This is a genomic window from Flavobacterium xueshanense, from assembly GCF_900112975.1.
Classification (GTDB): domain Bacteria; phylum Bacteroidota; class Bacteroidia; order Flavobacteriales; family Flavobacteriaceae; genus Flavobacterium; species Flavobacterium xueshanense.
The window spans coordinates 214,110-231,942 of the sequence record NZ_FONQ01000002.1 but is presented as its reverse complement, the minus strand read 5'-3'; the positions used below and the strand labels follow the sequence as shown (position 1 = coordinate 231,942).

General features: G+C 36.6%; 18 protein-coding genes. 3 read left to right on the top strand and 15 right to left on the bottom strand.

Features of this window, described 5'->3' with window-relative positions; translation table 11 throughout:
• Nucleotides 1–19: 19 nt before the first annotated feature.
• From BMZ76_RS03190 to BMZ76_RS03125, 15 genes are all read right to left on the bottom strand, one after another.
• Nucleotides 20–679: a CoA transferase subunit B gene (locus tag BMZ76_RS03190; RefSeq protein WP_091203272.1), complete on the bottom strand. Its 660-nt coding sequence runs from the start codon at nucleotides 677–679 to the stop codon at nucleotides 20–22.
• A 2-nt stretch (nucleotides 680–681) separates the two neighbouring features.
• On the bottom strand, nucleotides 682–1,383 hold the full coding sequence (locus BMZ76_RS03185; RefSeq protein ID WP_091203271.1) for a CoA transferase subunit A: 702 nt from the start codon (nucleotides 1,381–1,383) through the stop codon (nucleotides 682–684).
• Nucleotides 1,384–1,613: 230 nt separating this feature from the next.
• Entirely contained in the window at nucleotides 1,614–3,923 is a 2,310-nt protein-coding gene (locus BMZ76_RS03180; RefSeq protein ID WP_091203270.1) for a penicillin-binding protein 1A, read from the bottom strand.
• A 9-nt stretch (nucleotides 3,924–3,932) separates the two neighbouring features.
• Nucleotides 3,933–4,412, bottom strand: a complete 480-nt coding sequence (locus tag BMZ76_RS03175; protein ID WP_091203269.1) for a gliding motility lipoprotein GldH — start codon at nucleotides 4,410–4,412, stop codon at nucleotides 3,933–3,935.
• Nucleotides 4,396–5,670 carry a PSP1 domain-containing protein gene (locus BMZ76_RS03170; protein ID WP_091203268.1) on the bottom strand — a complete coding sequence of 425 codons (1,275 nt, stop codon included), beginning with the start codon at nucleotides 5,668–5,670 and terminating at the stop codon, nucleotides 4,396–4,398. The genes BMZ76_RS03175 and BMZ76_RS03170 overlap by 17 nt, the downstream gene beginning before the upstream one ends.
• Nucleotides 5,671–5,857: 187 nt before the next feature.
• The gene (locus BMZ76_RS03165) at nucleotides 5,858–6,088 is read right to left on the bottom strand and encodes a ferredoxin (protein WP_091203267.1); all 231 of its coding nucleotides are present in this window, start codon (nucleotides 6,086–6,088) and stop codon (nucleotides 5,858–5,860) included.
• Nucleotides 6,088–7,329 (bottom strand): peptidase U32 family protein, encoded by a 1,242-nt coding sequence (locus BMZ76_RS03160; protein WP_091203266.1) that lies wholly within the window; start codon nucleotides 7,327–7,329, stop codon nucleotides 6,088–6,090. The genes BMZ76_RS03165 and BMZ76_RS03160 overlap by 1 nt, the downstream gene beginning before the upstream one ends.
• A 183-nt stretch (nucleotides 7,330–7,512) precedes the next feature.
• On the bottom strand, nucleotides 7,513–7,677 hold the full coding sequence (locus tag BMZ76_RS15835) for a hypothetical protein (protein ID WP_167547407.1): 165 nt from the start codon (nucleotides 7,675–7,677) through the stop codon (nucleotides 7,513–7,515).
• Between the two features lie 288 nt (nucleotides 7,678–7,965).
• Nucleotides 7,966–8,406 carry an IS200/IS605 family transposase gene (tnpA, locus tag BMZ76_RS03155; protein WP_091203265.1) on the bottom strand — a complete coding sequence of 147 codons (441 nt, stop codon included), beginning with the start codon at nucleotides 8,404–8,406 and terminating at the stop codon, nucleotides 7,966–7,968.
• Between the two features lie 21 nt (nucleotides 8,407–8,427).
• Nucleotides 8,428–9,783: an oxygen-dependent tRNA uridine(34) hydroxylase TrhO gene (trhO, locus tag BMZ76_RS03150; RefSeq protein ID WP_091203264.1), complete on the bottom strand. Its 1,356-nt coding sequence runs from the start codon at nucleotides 9,781–9,783 to the stop codon at nucleotides 8,428–8,430.
• A gap of 573 nt (nucleotides 9,784–10,356) precedes the next feature.
• Nucleotides 10,357–10,656, bottom strand: coding sequence for a hypothetical protein (locus BMZ76_RS03145; RefSeq protein WP_091203263.1), 300 nt, complete (start codon nucleotides 10,654–10,656; stop codon nucleotides 10,357–10,359).
• Between the two features lie 461 nt (nucleotides 10,657–11,117).
• On the bottom strand, nucleotides 11,118–11,528 hold the full coding sequence (locus BMZ76_RS03140; RefSeq protein WP_091203262.1) for a BrxA/BrxB family bacilliredoxin: 411 nt from the start codon (nucleotides 11,526–11,528) through the stop codon (nucleotides 11,118–11,120).
• Nucleotides 11,529–11,629: 101 nt separating this feature from the next.
• Nucleotides 11,630–12,781 carry a lycopene cyclase family protein gene (locus BMZ76_RS03135; RefSeq protein WP_091203511.1) on the bottom strand — a complete coding sequence of 384 codons (1,152 nt, stop codon included), beginning with the start codon at nucleotides 12,779–12,781 and terminating at the stop codon, nucleotides 11,630–11,632.
• 35 nt (nucleotides 12,782–12,816) lie between these two features.
• On the bottom strand, nucleotides 12,817–13,284 hold the full coding sequence (locus BMZ76_RS03130) for a thioredoxin family protein (RefSeq protein ID WP_091203261.1): 468 nt from the start codon (nucleotides 13,282–13,284) through the stop codon (nucleotides 12,817–12,819).
• On the bottom strand, nucleotides 13,284–15,527 hold the full coding sequence (locus tag BMZ76_RS03125; protein ID WP_091203510.1) for a TonB-dependent receptor: 2,244 nt from the start codon (nucleotides 15,525–15,527) through the stop codon (nucleotides 13,284–13,286). Before BMZ76_RS03125 ends, BMZ76_RS03130 begins: the two co-directional genes overlap by 1 nt.
• 198 nt (nucleotides 15,528–15,725) lie before the next feature.
• Between BMZ76_RS03125 and BMZ76_RS03120 the strand changes: the two genes are divergently transcribed.
• Genes BMZ76_RS03120 through BMZ76_RS03110 form a run of 3 tightly spaced genes read left to right on the top strand, consistent with a single transcriptional unit; the run spans nucleotide 15,726 to nucleotide 17,659 of the window.
• A complete protein-coding gene (locus BMZ76_RS03120; protein ID WP_091203260.1) occupies nucleotides 15,726–16,373 on the top strand; it encodes a metal-dependent transcriptional regulator in 648 nt (215 codons plus the stop codon).
• A gap of 2 nt (nucleotides 16,374–16,375) precedes the next feature.
• Nucleotides 16,376–17,194: a ZIP family metal transporter gene (locus BMZ76_RS03115; protein ID WP_091203259.1), complete on the top strand. Its 819-nt coding sequence runs from the start codon at nucleotides 16,376–16,378 to the stop codon at nucleotides 17,192–17,194.
• 48 nt (nucleotides 17,195–17,242) lie between these two features.
• On the top strand, nucleotides 17,243–17,659 hold the full coding sequence (locus BMZ76_RS03110; RefSeq protein ID WP_091203258.1) for a hypothetical protein: 417 nt from the start codon (nucleotides 17,243–17,245) through the stop codon (nucleotides 17,657–17,659).
• Nucleotides 17,660–17,833: the final 174 nt, after the last annotated feature.

Genomic DNA, 17,833 nt, shown 5'->3' with positions numbered 1-17,833 from the left:
GTGTTTTTTAGCGCAGGTGTTACTCTATTTCCATTTCTGGAACTTCTCCTTCAATTATTAAATCAGCTTCAGTAGAAGCGATAATATGCTGTACAGTTACACCCGGTGCGCGTTCCAAGAGTTTGAAACCTTGCGGCGTTACTTCTAAAACGGCTAATTCAGTGACTACTTTTTTAACGCAACCGACACCCGTTAATGGTAACGTACATTTTTTAAGTATTTTAGATTCTCCAGCTTTGTTTACGTGCATCATGGCCACAATAATATTCTCGGCAGAAGCCACTAAATCCATTGCGCCTCCCATTCCTTTGACCATTTTACCAGGGATTTTCCAGTTGGCAATATCGCCGTTTTCGGCAACTTCCATGGCGCCAAGGATGGTTAGGTCAACATGTTGCCCACGAATCATTCCAAAACTAAATGCGGAGTCGAAGAAACTTGCTCCGGGCAAAGAGGTGATGGTTTGTTTTCCGGCGTTGATTAAATCAGCGTCTTCATCTCCTTCAAAAGGGAATGGACCCATACCGAGAATTCCGTTTTCGCTTTGAAATTCAACGTCAATTCCCTCTGGAACATAATTTGCCACTAATGTTGGAATTCCGATTCCGAGATTCACGTAATAGTTGTGTTTTAATTCTTTTGCAATGCGTTTTGCAATTTGATTTTTATCTAAAGCCATAATTAGAAAATTTGTCTCACGGTTCTTTGTTCAATTCTTTTTTCATATTTCTCGCCTTGAAAAATTCTATTTACAAGTATTCCAGGAATATGAATTTCGTTTGGATCTAAACTTCCTGCAGGTACTAATTCTTCAACTTCGGCGATGGTTATTTTTGCTGCTCCGGCCATGCAAGGATTAAAATTTCTTGCGGTTCCTTTGAAAATCAGGTTTCCGGCTTCATCACCTTTCCATGCTTTTACGATGGCAAAATCAGCGTTGAAAGCGTGCTCCATAACATGCATTTTTCCATTGAATTCACGGACTTCTTTCCCTTCGGCTACTTCAGTTCCATAACCTGCTGGTGTGAAAAAAGCAGGAATTCCAGCTTGCGCCGAACGACAACGTTCTGCTAAAGTTCCTTGAGGAATAAGATCTACTTCTAGTTCTCCAGAAAGCATTTGGCGTTCAAATTCGGCATTTTCACCTACGTAAGACGAAATCATTTTTTTGATTTGGCGCTTTTTCAAAAGCAATCCCAGACCAAAATCATCAACACCCGCATTGTTTGAAATACAGGTTAAATCCGTAGTTGCTTTTTTTACTATTTCGGCAATCGAATTTTCTGGAATACCACATAATCCGAAACCGCCAAGCATGATAGTCATCCCGTTTTCAATTCCTTGAAGGGCATCCTGAACGTTATTTACTTTTTTGTTAATCATATAAATGAGGTGCTATTTTTCTAATTTTAATCTATCGATGAATTAAGTTGTAATAATCTAGGAACCTCAAGATATAGTTCGAAGGACGAATGCCTTAGCCCAGATAGTAGTGGAAATCCTTTTTTGAGGTTTTTACCGAAAAAAAGATTACTTCACTATACTTTTATTTTCATTGGAGTTCAGTGAACTTTGTTTGCAACGTATAGCTGGATTAGCTCCTAATTAAAATTTTACAATTCAAATTCTTCAGTATCTTGTTCTACTGCTGTCGTGTCTACTACTTTTCTGGGTACATAACAGTCTACTTTTATAGAAAGATTTGCGGGTCTTTCAAAGCGTTCCTTAGAAACTTTAAGTGCCGGATCAGAATAACACAATTTCATAAAATAACCCCAAACCGGCAGTGCCGCTGTAGCTCCCTGACCATAAGTGATACTTTTGAAACGAGCCGAACGGTCCTCGCAACCTACCCAAATTCCCGTTACAAGATTCGGAACCATTCCCATAAACCAACCATCAGATTGGTTTTGCGTGGTTCCTGTTTTTCCCGCAATTGGATTTTTAAATTGATACGGATAACCGGTCCAACGGTTGTCTCCGCTTCCGCCACCAGTGGTACGCAAACGATCTCCAGATCCACCTTCAGTAACACCTTCCAGTAGTTTGACAACAGCATAAGCGATATCTTTATTTAATACATCATGAGACTCAGGAATTGGCTCGTAGATGATCACGCCACTTTTATCTTCAATTTTAGATATAAATTGTGGTTTCATGTAAACACCTTGATTGGCAAAGGTACTGTAAGCGGCAACCATGTCTTCAACGGTTATTTCTACTGCTCCTAAAGCTATGGAAGGCTGCAAAGGAATCTCAGATTTTACTCCTAATTTATGGGCTAAATCAACTACTGCTTCCGGACCAACTTTGTCCATTAATTTTGCTGAAATGGTGTTTATCGAATTGGCCAAACCTCTTTTTAAGGTAACCATTCCGCGGTATCGGTTGTCTGAGTTTTTTGGCTCCCAGTCTTCAGTAACATTATGACGCCCTTTTCGAATCATAAAAGGTCCGTCAATAATGGAGTCGCAAGGGGACATATTCAATTGTTCTATAGCAGTGGCATAAACAAACGGTTTGAAAGTCGAACCTACTTGTCTGGCACCTTGTCCTACGTGATCGTATTGGAAATATTTGTAGTTGATGCCACCAACCCAAGCTTTTACATTGCCGGTTTGAGGTTCCATAGCCATCAATCCGGATTGTAGAAAATGTTTATAATATCGAATAGAATCCAATGGTGTCATTATGGTATCTTTTTCTCCTTTCCAGGAAAAGACGGTCATTTCTGTTTTTTCGCTAAACGATTTTATAATTTCTTCATCGCTTTTATCCATTGATTTCATCACAGCCCATCGGTTGGATGATTTCATCGCCTGATTTAATATTTTTTGTGTTTCTGCACTCGAAATATTTACAAAAGGTGCATTTTTATTCCCTTTAGATTGATTGAAAAACTCTTCCTGAAGGTTTGCCATGTGCGCCGTAACTGCTTCTTCGGCATGCAATTGCATTCTGGAATCAATTGTCGTATAAATTTTCAGACCATCTTTGTAAATATCGTAATCAGAACCGTCCGGTTTTTTATTTTCTTCAGCCCATTTTTTCATGTAATCACGCAGGTATTCTCTGAAATACGTTGCCGTTCCTTCTTTATGGGTTTCTAATTTGAAATTCAACTTAATAGGTAAACTTTGTAATTTTTCCTTTTCAGCTTCTGTGATCATTTTTCCTTTTTCCATTTGCGAAAGAACTACATTTCTGCGGTTTTTCACTCCTTGTGGGTTTCTGATAGGATTGTATAAACCAGAATTTTTAAACATTCCGACTAATATAGCCGATTCACTGATGGTTAAATCCTTTGGTTCTTTTGAAAAATAGGTTTTCGCCGCGGAACTTACTCCAACAGAATTGTTTCCAAAATCATAAACGTTACAATACATCGCAATGATTTCATTTTTAGTGTATTGTCTTTCTAATCGAATAGCGATAATCCATTCTTTTATTTTTTGTACAATTCTAAAAGGCAGAAATTTGGACCCTTCGCCGTGGAATAATTGTTTGGCTAACTGCTGTGTCAATGTACTCGCTCCACCGCTGGTTCCAAAACTAGAAATCGCTCTCAAAGTTCCTCTTCCATCGATACCGGAATGTTCGTAAAAACGAGCATCTTCAGTAGCAATCAATGCATCTATTAAGTTTTTTGGTAAGTCAGCGTATTTTAACTGCGACCTGTTTTTTTCAAAATATTTACCCAGAACCACTCCGTCAGCCGATATTATTTCTGTTGCTAAATTAGAATCAGGATTTTCTAAATCTTCAAAGGAAGGCATTGAACCGAAGATTCCCCATGAAGCAAATAAGAAAAACAAACCGACACTTCCCAAGCCTATGAAGAATATTTTCCAAAATTTCCTTTGATAATGTGCAATGTCATTTACATTACCTCTTGTTGGATTGTTATTTTTTTTGATAGCCATAATACTATTTTATTCTTTTTTTTCTATTCTAAAACCTACCTCTGTAATTCCATCCAAATCCGTTACACCGGGAACTTTGCCGTTTTCTCTAACTGCCTGTTTGATATACACTTTGTATTTTGATTTGAACCTTACATTTTCTTTGTAAAAGAGTTTGCTTTCTTTTAAATCTGAGAAACCGTTACCTAACAATGTTCCATCCGGGTCTGCCATTTGGTATTCAAGTGTATCCACTTTTGTAAAACCATTTGGCAATTCCATCGCTACAATCAAAAACAAATTATTGTATAAATAATCGTTGTTGGCTCTTAAATTTACAAATAAATTATATCGTTTTGTTGAGTCTAATTCCGGTAAATTGAACTTTACAATGCTGTCTTTGTGCCAAGCACTACCAACAGATTTATATTCATCAAAAACTCTTTTTTTATCACAAGAAGAAAAAAGAATCACCGTTAAAAGAAGTAAAGCGCTATTTTTTATCCACATTTTTAGTAATAATTATTGGTTTTCTTGGCTCTGCAGGTTTTTTTTCTGCCGGAGTTTGGCGGATATTACTTGTAGTTCTATTGTTGTTTTCGGGTTTGTTATTGTTGGCAACAATTGCATTTTCACTAGCCGGTTTGCGTTTTTTATTCGGTTTTTTCTTTGCTTTAGGTTGGTCAAAACGAGTTAGACTTTCCTGGCCCATCGCGTTATTGAAGTTTTTCTCTGGCTCAACAATTAGCTCGATAGCATAATCTTCTAACGATGTAACTTTGTTTTTTAGTTTGTTTTCAGCAACAATTTCTTTGACCTGATCAATTTTTAGAACATGCCAATTGGCGAAATTATTCGTATAAGCAAACCACATTAAACCTTTAAAAATATCTTGTTTCTGGCAAATGGCATCTCCTTTTTCGGTTACCAGTTTTGTTTCGAAATCCGGAAAATCTTTCAACGCATCCATGTAAGTATCCAACTCATAATTCAAGCAGCATTTTAATTTTCCGCATTGTCCAGCCAATTTTTGTGGATTTAAAGACAGTTGTTGGTAACGAGCCGCTGAGGTGTTTACACTTCTAAAATCCGTCAACCAAGTAGAACAGCACAATTCTCTTCCGCAAGAACCAATCCCGCCTAAACGAGCTGCTTCCTGACGGAAACCTACTTGTTTCATTTCTATTCGGGTACTGAATTCTTTAGCGAAATCTTTAATCAACGCACGAAAGTCAATACGGTCATTTGCAGTGTAATAAAACGTAGCTTTTGACCCATCCCCTTGAAATTCAATATCCGAAATTTTCATTTCCAGTTTTTGAGCAATCGCCAGTTCCCGTGCGCGAACCTTCATCGGCTCTTCTTTGTCCCTTGCTGTAGACCAAATGTCAATATCTTTTTGGGATGCTTTTCTGTAAATTTTTGGAATTTCAGTACCCAAGTAATTGGCTCCTTTTTTCTTCATTTGAATTTTAACTAATTCTCCTGTCAAAGTAACAATTCCTATATCATGACCCGGGGAAGCAACAGTAGCAACGATGTCGCCCATGCTTAAAGTTAATTTTTCGGTATTGCGGTAAAATTCTTTTCTTCCGTTTTTGAAACGTACCTCAACACAGTCAAAAGGGGCGTCACCATTAGGCAAACTCATATTAGAAAGCCAATCGAAAACCGTTAATTTATTGCAGCTATCGGTGCCGCAAGTCCCATTATTTTTACAACCCTTAGGTGCGCCACCATCAGAAGTTGAACAACTTGTACATGCCATAATTTTATATATAGTGTTGCGACGAGCACAACTTAAGTTCTTAAAACGTTTAAAGCGTAAAGATAGTATTTTTTAATTTTACGGCACAATGCCTATCTGCGCCAATAAACCATAAATTTTTAATAAAAAAACCCATTACGAATCAGCTTGTAATGGGTTGACTCTAAATCTATTTTTAATAAAAAATTTAGGTTTCTTTCACCGAAATTATTTTAACTGGACAGGCTTTTGCAGCCAATTCGCAACTTTCAACAATCGTGTGGTCATTTGATTTTAAAGTAAAAAAACCTTTGGCGTTTTGCGAATGGATCAAAACTGATTTCCCGTCTTTCTTGGACATTTGAAATTGAACCGGCGCCATTTCAACACAATAATTACAGCCAATGCATTTGTCCCTTTGTAACGTAACAATAACCATTAGGCTTCCACAATTTTATATAATTTGTCCGACATTCGGATTCTGAAAGGTAATTTTAAAGTGCAATCATCGCCTTTGGTGGCTTTGTCAGCCGTAATATCATTGACAAACATTTCGTTGATAATCATTTCCTGCGCTCCGGTGCTTGGGCCTGTTACCAAAATTTTATCTCCAATTTTGATATCGTAAGCTTCAATTTTGAATTGACCAATGTTGGCTTTCGGGAAATAATGGGTTCCTTTTCCTACATAGACTTTTTTCTGTGTAGCCATAGATCCGGAAACATCACTCCATTCGCCCAATTCTTGTCCGAGATAATAACCGGACCAAAAACCACGATTATAAACCGTGTTTAAAGCTTCCATCCAATCTGCTACTTTTTCTTTAGAAAATGAATCTTCATAATAACTTTCAATGGCTTCGCAATACGTTTTGATAACGGTGGCAACATATTCAGGAGCACGGCCACGGCCTTCAATTTTTAATACCTTAATACCGGAATCAATGACTTGGTCCAAAAAATCTAAAGTGCATAAATCTTTTGGAGACATTAAATATTCGTTGTCGACTTCGATTTCAAAACCGGTTTCCTGATCTATAACAGTGTATTTCTTGCGGCAATTTTGTTTACACGCACCACGATTGGCGGAGGAATTATTGGAGTGTAAACTCAAATAACATTTTCCTGAAACTGCCATACACAAAGCACCATGACCAAAAATTTCAATTTCCACTAAGTTTCCGTTTGGGCCTTTAATTTGTTCTTTTTCGATTTGAGCGGTGATGCTTTTTACTTGTCGTAAACTCAATTCCCGACTTAAAACCATCGTGTCTGCAAATAAACTGTAGAATTTTATGGTTTCAATGTTGGTCACATTTAATTGAGTTGAAATATGGACCTCCATTCCGATGCCTCTCGCCATAGCGATGACCGCTTGATCAGAAGCAATCACCGCAGTGATATTCGCATCTTTGGCTTTGTTCAATAAGGTTTTTACGACGGATAAATCGTGATCGTAAATTATAGTGTTCAAGGTCAAGTAACTTCGAACATTTTTAGCTTCGCAACGTTTGGCAATTTCCGGTAAATCGTCCATGGTGAAATTCACGGTGGCTCTGGCGCGCATGTTCAATTGCTCTACGCCAAAGTAAATAGAATCTGCACCATTGTCTAATCCGGCTTGAAGCGACTCAAAGTTCCCAGCGGGAGCCATAAGTTCTATTTTGTTATTCGATGTCATTTTATTTTTTTCTTATGATTGTCTCCAACCGTTGAAATGGTTGGTTATGTTTTAATGCTTGACTCATTTTGCACATAGCCCACGGTTTCAACCGTGGGTAACGTATGAATCAATACATGAATCACCACATTGTTTTTCAAAAATTGTTCCCCCACGATTGTCTCCAACCGTTAAAACGGTTGGTTATGTTTTAATGCTTGGCTCATTTTGCACGTAGCCCACGGTTTCAACCGTGGTTATCGTATGAATCAATACATGAATCACCACATCGTTTTTCAAAAATTGTTTCCCCACGATTGTCTCCAACCGTTGAAACGGTTGGCTATGGTTTGTGTGTGTTTTAAACACAGCCCACGGTTTCAACTGTGGGGAACGTAATGGACGTAATGAATCACCAGATTGTTTTTTTTATAATTGTTTCTCCACGATTGTCTCCAACCGTTGAAATGGTTGGTTATGTTTTAATGCTTGACTCATTTTGCACATAGCCGACGGTTTCAACCGTGGTTATCGTATGAATCAATACATGAATCACCACATTGTTTTTCAAAAATTGTTTCCCCACGATTGTCTCCAACCGTTGAAACGGTTGGCTATGGTTTCATGTTTGTTCTCATTTTGTGCATAGATTACGTTTCAATCGTGGGAAGAGTTTAATCCATGTAATTTTATAAATTCGTCATATTCATCTTGAGAATTTTTCTTTAAATGATGTTGCTTTTGATTCTTTATATAATTATAAACGGCTTCTAATTGAAATTCACTAACGGAATAAGCGGCATAACCTGTTTGCCAAGCAAATTTTTCAAGCATTAAATTCTCTCCATTTATAGAATGTGAGGAGCTGCCTTTAATTTGTTTTATTACATCTGCAATTGATTTTTGTGGATTTAATAAAAATAAGGCGTGAACATGATCCGGCATTCCATTAATGATTCTGACGGGACATCCAAAGTCAATTAATTCCTCTCGGATGTATTCATATACTTGTTTCTCTATTGAAAAATCTATTAATTCCTGACGATTTTTGGTTGCCCAAATAGCATGAATCCATATTTTATTAAAAGAATGCGGCATATAATTAGTTTTAAATTTCCACTAATCTACAATTTTATATAATTTATCAGATAATCGAATCCGGAACGGTAATTTGAAGGTACAAGTATCTCCAGAAACTGCTTTTTCTTTTTCTAAATCGTTAACAAGCATTTCTTTGATTACTATTTTTTGTTCGCCGGTTGTGGCGCCTTTTATTAGAATCGTATCGCCAATTTTGATTTCGTTTTCTTCAATTAAAAACTGACCAATACTTGGTTTTGGAAAAAAGTGAGTTCCTTTTCCAATATACATTTTCTTAATCTTAGGTTCTTTTTTAACGGCAGTTTTTGGTTTTTCTGCAACAAAAACTCCATGAGTTTCTTCGTTATTTTTGAAAGTCAAGACGTCTGATTTTCCTTTTTTGAAAATCTTATTTCCGTTTTTAATGCCTCTTCGAATGGCTTTTTGTTCTTCTTCCGGCAAGCGAATGACACTCACACATTCTGCAGAACAGCAACCTTCCATTTTTTCTTTGCAAGAGTCACATTGGATGAAAAGTAAATGACAGCCTTCGTTCACGCAATTCGTATGCACATCACACGGCGCGCCACATTGATGGCATTGCGAAACAATATCGTCCGTGATTCTTTCGCCCAAGCGATGATCAAATACGAAGTTTTTTCCAATGAATTTACTTTCTAATCCTTCGGCTTTTACCTGACGTGTGTATTCAATAATTCCGCCTTCGAGTTGGTACACATTTTCAAAACCTTTGTGTTTGAAATAAGCGCTGGCTTTCTCGCAACGGATTCCCCCGGTGCAATACATCAATAGTTTTTTGTCTTGTTTGTGTTCCGCAAGTTGTTCTTCGATGATGGGTAAACTTTCACGAAAAGTATCCACATCTGGTTTGATAGCTTTGGTAAAATGTCCAATTTCACTTTCGTAATGATTTCGCATATCAACTACAATCGTGTTTGGATCGTCGAGTAATTCGTTGAATTCCTTAGCTTTTAAATGAATTCCGATATTTGTTACATCAAAAGTTTCATCGGCTAAACCGTCAGCCACAATCTTATCACGGACTTTTACGGTAAGTTTCAAAAACGAATGATCGTCTTGTTCTACGGCAATATTTAATCGGATTCCTTTCATGAAATCATAGACTTCAATAGTATCTTTGAACGCATAAAAATTATCCGCAGGCAATGATAATTGGGCATTGATTCCCTCACTGGCTACATAAATTCTACCCAGAACTTCAAGTGAGTTCCACGCTAGAAATAATTTGTTACGAAATTGTGTTGGATTTGAGATTTGCGCATAAGCATAGAAAGACAGCGTAAGACGTTGTTTTCCGGCATCATCAATCATGATGGCTCTTTCCTCTGCGCTTAATGTGTTATACAGTTGCATGCTATAAACAGTTTTAAGTTGAGAAATATATTTTTTGCAAAAGTATGGAAAAAGGTTCAGAGGAGCAAAGTTTTGAAGGAACTAAGGTTCAAAAACAATAACAACACATGCTTAATTTACCGTAATGTCTTAATGGTTTAATTTTTTGGGAGCTATTTCCAGCTTTTCGCTATATCTCTTGTTTCCGCTATTGCTACAACAAGAGGATGCCGCTGCAATCTGGGCTAGGGCATTAGTGAAAAATAGAATGTTTGTTTTCCAAAATCGTAATTACCGCTTCGAGCCGGATGAAAGGATTCGTGCGTGAGCGGGGTATTAGTGATAAATAAAATGGTTAGTTTTCCAAAATTGGAATTATCGCTTCGAGCCACACGAAAGGATTCGTGCGGCAGCGGGGAGCAATTGTAATATTATGATTTTCACCATTAGTGTTGTCTTTTTTTATTACAAGACTATAAGAACATGAACAGTATGCTAATTATCAGTAGTTTATTTTCATTTTTTAAAATTATTACTTATTTTAAGTAAGAACGAAGATAGATATTGTTTTATCTAAATTTTAATATACTATTTTTAGTATTTAGTATTTAAAAAAGCAACACATTGATTGGTATTCCATTTTTGAATTACTACAAAACTTTTTATATTTTTCATATCAATTGAATCTGATACAGATTTTCCAATTTCTTTTCCATTTAGTACATATCGTAACTTTTTAAAATCTGGTTTTAGTTCGTGTGCTTCCATGAAAACGATTACTCCATTTAATTTACTTTCGACATCGAAAATATCTTCAATCACATCTGAATTTTTTGGAATAATGACTAGACCTTTTCTATTTAGATTAGATAATACAGGATGATTTAATTTCATTTTGGAATATATTTTGACTGATTCTTTTGAGATGACTACTATTGGACTGGCTCCAAGTAACTAATCCTTTATGGCTTCTTCTGCATAATTCTTAAGACTAACTTTTTGATATGTATCTTTAACTATTGAATTACAAGATGCTAGTGAGAGCAAAGATATGAATGTGAAAAAATGTTTCATAGGTGTTAAATGTATAAATTGCTTTTTATTGGTAGCAATTATCAAATATACACATCTTTTTAGCATAAAACCTTTTCTAGCCCAGAGAGCAGTGGAAATCCTTTTTTATCCGCTTTTTTCAGCGGGAAAAAAGATTGAAACGAATAGCTGGACATCGAAGATTCAGCGAAGCTAAATAGCTCCAAATAAAAAAATTATACAAAGTTCACCTAGTTTATAAATAAAAAACCCTTTCAGAGTTTAGAACTCAGAAAGGGTTGATACATTCTAAAATGTAAATTTTAGCAATATTCGTTGAAAGCATCTTTCAAGTTTTCAGCAATTAGTTCAGCCGGGCGACCTTCAATGTGGTGACGCTCTAGCATGTGCACTAATTCTCCGTTTTTGAACAAAGCCATACTCGGCGATGATGGAGGAAAAGGGAACATGTGTTGTCTTGCAGCATCAACTGCTTCTTTGTCAACTCCTGCAAAAACAGTGATTAAATGGTCTGGTTTCTTAGCGCCATCTAAACTCATTTTTGCTCCGGGACGTGCGTTTCTGGCAGCACAACCACAAACCGAATTTACAACTACTAGTGTTGTTCCTTCTAATTTCATTGCGTTCTCTACTGCTTCAGCACTATGTAAATCTTGAAAACCTGCAGCGGTTAGTTCCTCTTGCATTGGTTTTACCATTTCTTCTGGATACATATTTTTATATTTTAAATCAATACTAATTTTAAGTTGCAAAGTTACAAAGTTTACATTCAAGAACAGGAGTTGAATTATAAAGTTTTGTTATAGTTTTATTGCTATTTCAATGATTTGAAAGCCACATGAAAAATAGCTTTAATGAATAGCATTTTTGGGCATTTTAAAATTACTTCAATGTCTTCCTTAAATGTAGTTTCCTCGTCCAAGAATTTAAAAATTAATGTTGAATTTCCTTTTTTGAACATTGAAGAAAAGATAGAAGAACCCAATTCATTTTTTCGGTCTAAAATGTCTAATAAAAGCAAATCGTAAAACCAGAATTTGGTTCTTTTGTGAAACTTAGTAAAGTCGGTTTCCCTTTGCAAAAAAGCTACCAATTCTGTTGATTTTTTATCAGAATTTTTGAAAGTGTAACCCGTACTGGCTTTCGTCCAACCACCGGAAGTTCCTATGTTGATTGCGTTTTTCGTATTCGCTTTCCAAAAAGGATAACACGTCATGGGAATGCTGCCTTGCTCTTTTTCGACGATTTCATAGTTTGTAATCCCAAGTTTTGCGATGTAATGCTGGATTTCGTTTTCGTATTCCTCAGTTTTTAAATGGTGGTGTGAAAACAACGTATATTCCAGTAAAGCTTCAGTTTTGGAAGTGGGCAACACATACATAAAACGGGTATTTCCTTTTTGCTCCACCGAAAAATCCATGAATGTAGCTTGTTCTGGATTGAAAACAGGCTGTTCACTTTTGATAAACCAACCAATAAAATGCTGCTGCAACAAAGGATATGAGGTCTGGCTTGCTGCTTTTTGTTTGTTGTAAATACTATTAAACAATTTCGAGCACGAAAAGGATTCGCTTTCGGTTTGTATTAGAATTATAGTTTCAGATTCTTCAATTTCCAATACTTTTTCATGGATGAAAGTGATATTTTCTTGTTTCGAAATCAAATCAAATACCTGAGTGTAAAAATCCAACCCTTTCACCATATTGTAGCGGTACGGTTTTAAGTCTAAATCCCTGCGGAAGTCTTCATTGGCAAACAAAGCCGAGTCCCATTTTTTTGAAATTGATTGTTCCCAAAGTGAATCGTTGGTTTTCCAAAAACACCACGTTCTGTCGTTGGTTTTTTTGGTATTTTCATCCAGCAACAAAATACTTTTATCTTTAAATTTTCCGGATTGCACCATTTTATACACGGTCATCAAAGCCGATAATCCTGCACCGGTAAAAATATAATCGTAGTGTTTCATTTGGGAATTTAACATTTCCCCAAAAATAAACAATTTTATTCTTTTAGTTTCTCTAAAATCAGCTTAAATTCTGTTGGTTTTAAGTAGCCGCTGTGCTGAAAAACAATCTCATTTTCACTATTCAAAACACACAAAACAGGAAAGTTTAGTTGCTTATTGACTGTTGCTAATGCGATGGCCAGCTCATGGGTTCCGGAGTTGTTTCCCGTGGGCCTGAATTGAAAAGTAGTTTTGTTGAAAACAATGCTTCGTTTTTCTTCGGCGTTGAAATTAACAAAATAAAAAGTGTTGTTGAGTTTCTTGATGATTTCCTCGTTTTTAAAAGTGGTGTTTTTCATGGCATGACAAAACTGGCACCAATCGGTTTGAATAAAAACAATCGTATTTCTCTTTTCGATCTTTTGCAAACTGTCGATTTGTTCGAATGAAGCCGAATGCAACTGCGCAAATCCAGCAGGAATCGCACAGCATAAAAGCAACAGTATAGCAAGTTTATTTTTCATTATCGTAACGTATATCGAAGTCCAAAAAAACTTCTGATTCCTTGATTTGGTCCATACACATACGTCGTGTCAAACGTCAACCCATACGGGTTTTCAGGCGTTGCCAATACTTGTCCGTTCGAGTTGTACGTTACATTTTTATCAAAAGGATCATTTGTTCTTGCAATTAAAAAAGGGTTATTTTGTTTGGGCAAAAAGCTCAACAGGTTTTTAATTCCGGCATAAAATTCAACGTTTTTTAAACCAGAATAGGTAAACTGAATGTTTTGCAAACTGTACCAAGGCGACTCTGGAGCACGAGGATCTAAAGCGCTTAAAAGAGGCAATTGCATGCGGCTGTACACATTTCCAGTGTAATCTATATTCAAATCGATATCTTGAATTTTATACGAAACGCTCCACGTTGCCGTAAATTTTTCGGTTAGAAAAGGCGTTTCTTTTCGGCCATTTTGAACGTTTTTGTTGTCTAGTAAAGAAGCGCCTGTGATCATTTTTAATCCATTTGGGAAATTGAAATCGATATTCATACTGATTCCTTGACTTATCGCGTAACCATTGATGTTGTCGTAAATGATTTGGTTGGGATCAGTAACATAATCCGAAACAATTTTATTACTAAATCTGGTATGAAAAAGTGAAGTTTCAATGCCAATAAAGGTGCCGTTTTCGAAATTTATTTTCTTGATATAATTTAAATTGGCATTTATCGATTGTTCCGGTTTCAGGTTATTTGCGATTATAATTTCACGAGCGCCGGTTAAAGCAGCGTGATCTTCGGTAAATAAATTCACTACTCTAAAACCCGTGCCAGCATTCAATCGAATAATATTATTGTCATTCAATTTCCATTTATAGGCAATTCGTGGCGTCAAGATACTTCCGTGAAACGAGTTGTGATCGTAACGTAGTCCCAGAAGTATCTTGTGTTTTTCAGTGAATGTAATTTCGTTTTGAACAAAAATTCCCGGCAACCACGTTTTTTCTGGATTGTTATTTCCAAGTTTTGAAGTTGCAGCTGTATTGTCATCGTAATAATTGTATCGGGTAGCAATTCCGGTTAGTAAATCATTTCTCCCTATTTTTTTATCCCAAGTCAGCTGTAAAAAGCCAATTTTTTGGTTGGCAATATAGCTCGTTGTACCGTAGCGACTGTCTTGAAAATGTACATTCCCTGAAAAAGACAGCACCAGTTTTTCCGGAAAAGGCAATTGGTAACTTCCAATCAATTCGGCTCGTTTGGTATAAATGCTTTCGCCATAGATTTCGTCTCCGCCACGGTGTTTTTTCTCCCAACGTACATCGCCACCAAAACGCTCTTCATAAACGCCACGCGCCGCAATGGTGAACAATCGATTTTCATTTCTGTTGAAAGTCCATTTTTGAAAAAGGGAAATACGGTCAGAAAGCGTCACATCGGTAAAATTGTCGTTGTCGTTATCTATTTTTTGATTGTATCTGAAATAATTTAGACCCAAAAGAGCTGTCGCTTTCTTGCCTACATTGAGTTTTACTCCTAAGTCAACATTGGTTTCCAACCAAGAAGTAGAAAACACATCTGCGGAGAATAGGGGAGTGTTTTTTGGGTTTTTGGTAATGATATTGATCAAACCGCCCACAGCTTCACTACCGTATAAAGACGAAGCGGGACCTTTTACGATTTCAATTCGTTCCACCAGTGAATTCGGAATTCCAGATAATCCGTACACCGTCGATAAACTGCTCACGATGGGCATTCCGTCAATTAGAACCAAAGTGTACGGACCTTCAAGCCCATTAATATGGATGTCGCCTGTGTTGCAAACGCCACAATTAAGCTGTGGTCTTACACCATTTACATTCTGTAATGCTTCATAAATACTGGCCGTTGGATTTTTCTTGAAAAATATTGGGGAATAAACCTCGACAGGAACGGCGCTTTCTAACCTTTTTACCGCTTTTAATGTTCCCGAAACCACGACTTCGTTAAGTTGATTTTCGGTATTTGAAAGTTCAAAATCCAAAATGTTGTTTTCATTGATTTTGACGGCGATGTTCTTTTTCAAAGTTTGAAAACCGGTAGCGACAACTTGAATTTTATAACTTCCGACATCAATATTCTCGATGATATACTTGCCTAAACTATCCGTTTGAGTGGCGTATTTTGTACCAATTAAAAAAACGCGGACCTCCGAAATCCCTTTTTTTTCTGATGAAACAAATCCCGAAAGACTTGTTTTTTCTTGGGTATAGCCAAAGTGAAACATCAAAAAAAGCACTAATGCGTATATTTTTTTCACAATACTTAAATTAAATTTAGACAAAGCTAAAAATTATATTTTGCAAATCCAATTTTTTAATTACATTTGTATCAATAACTTAATTGGTTTAGTGAGAAGTCTTCAAGAAGAAATTAATAAATCAGTTTGTATTAAAATTAAAAAAGAGTATTCAAAAAGCACAGCATGACCTTTTCAGAAGAAAATTATCTCAAGACCATTTACCATCTTACGGCAGTTTCGGATGCTGATATCAGTACCAATGCCATTGCTGAAAAAATGGAAACTAAAGCATCATCCGTTACTGATATGCTAAAGAAACTCTCCGAGAAAGACTTGGTGAACTATGTAAAATACCAAGGCGTTTCTCTTACTGAAAAAGGGAAATTAGCGGCGAAGATGATCGTTAGAAAACACCGTCTTTGGGAATGTTTTTTAGTGGAAAAGTTGGATTTTTCTTGGGATGAGGTACACGAGATTGCCGAACAATTGGAACACATCAAATCTGAAAAACTCATCAATAAGTTGGATGATTTTCTGGGAAATCCCACTGAAGATCCACATGGAGATCCGATTCCGGATGCTAACGGAAGAATTATAAAAGTAGAAAAACAATTGCTTTCTGAATTCGAGAAAAACCAAATGGGGATTTGTGTGGGAGTAAAAGATACTTCTTCGGATTTTTTAAAATATTTAGACAAACAAGAAATCGCTTTGGGTTCCCAAATTGAAATTATCGAAAAGGAAAGTTTTGATTCCTCTTTCAGAATTCGGGTTGGAAACAAAGAAATAACAGTTTCAAATAAAATAGCCAGTAATATATACATCAAATAATTATGTTTCAATCTGTAATAGATTATTTCACGAGCATCGATCCAATTTTAGCCGCTTTGTATGCAAGTTTGTTCACTTGGTTCTTAACGGCTTTGGGAGCTTCTTTCGTTTTTATGTTTAAAACTATGAATCGGACGGTTCTTGACGGAATGCTCGGATTTACCGGTGGCGTAATGGTTGCGGCCAGTTTTTGGAGTTTATTGGCACCAGCTATAGAAATGACCGGTGGTGAAGGCTTTGCAAAAGTCATTCCCGCAGCTTTTGGTTTTTTCCTAGGCGCGCTTTTTATTTTCGGAATCGACAAAGTCTTACCTCATCTTCACATCAATTTTAAAGTCACCGAAGGAATTAAGTCGCCTTGGCAACGCACCACTTTGTTGGTTTCGGCAATTACATTGCACAATATTCCGGAAGGATTGGCTGTTGGAGTTCTTTTTGGAGGCGTGGCCGCCGGGATTCCGGAGGCTTCCATTGCCGGTGCTGTAACGTTAGCGATTGGTATTGGAATTCAGAACTTTCCGGAAGGAATCGCTGTTGCTATGCCTTTGCGACGTATGGGAATGAGCAGATGGAAAAGTTTTATGTACGGACAATCTTCAGCTTTAGTGGAGCCGGTTGCCGCTGTTTTAGGTGCTTTTGCAGTCACATTTTTCACTCCGATTTTACCGTATGCTTTGGCTTTTGCCGCAGGCGCAATGATTTTTGTAGTAGTGGAAGAAGTAATTCCGGAAACGCAACAAGATAAAAATACCGATATCGCCACGCTGGGATTCGTCGGAGGATTTATTGTGATGATGGTTTTGGACGTAGCTTTAAGTTAGAAATTTCGTTGTCTTTCAATAAAATTTTTAAATCTTCAAATACAATATATGAAAAAGTTAGTGCTATTCTTTTTTATGATTATCAGCAGTATAGTTTTGGCGCAAAGCCAAAAATCACAAAAGGTTAAATACGTATCCATAAAGCAAAAAGTATGTCCCAATCAAAAAGGATTTCAGTTGGTTTTAAAAGCGATTGCTACTGATTCCCGATGTCCGGAAGGCGTGACATGTATTTGGGCAGGAGAAGTTACAGCCGTTGTTTCAGTGTATAAAGATTCAAAATTGATTAAAGATACGACTTTGGTGTTTTCGATGAAAAATGAAGAAGACAATAAGAAATGGTTTGCAACTTATTTACCAGCGAAACAAAAGAATATAAAAAGCATTCGTTTATTGCCCTATCCAAAAGAAGGAACCAAGATTAATCCAGAAGAGTATCACCTGAAAATTGGTTATTTGAGATAGGATTAGTTGCAGCCACAATCGCCGCTACCGCAATCTTTATCCGATTTTTTCTTTTTGAAGAAGAATTTTTTAATCAAAAAAGCCAGTGCTATTCCGAGCGCTAAAAAAGCTAAAATTTCTTGAATATCCATATTGTAAAAATAAGAAAAAGCAACCGAAAAAGGTTGCTTTTTT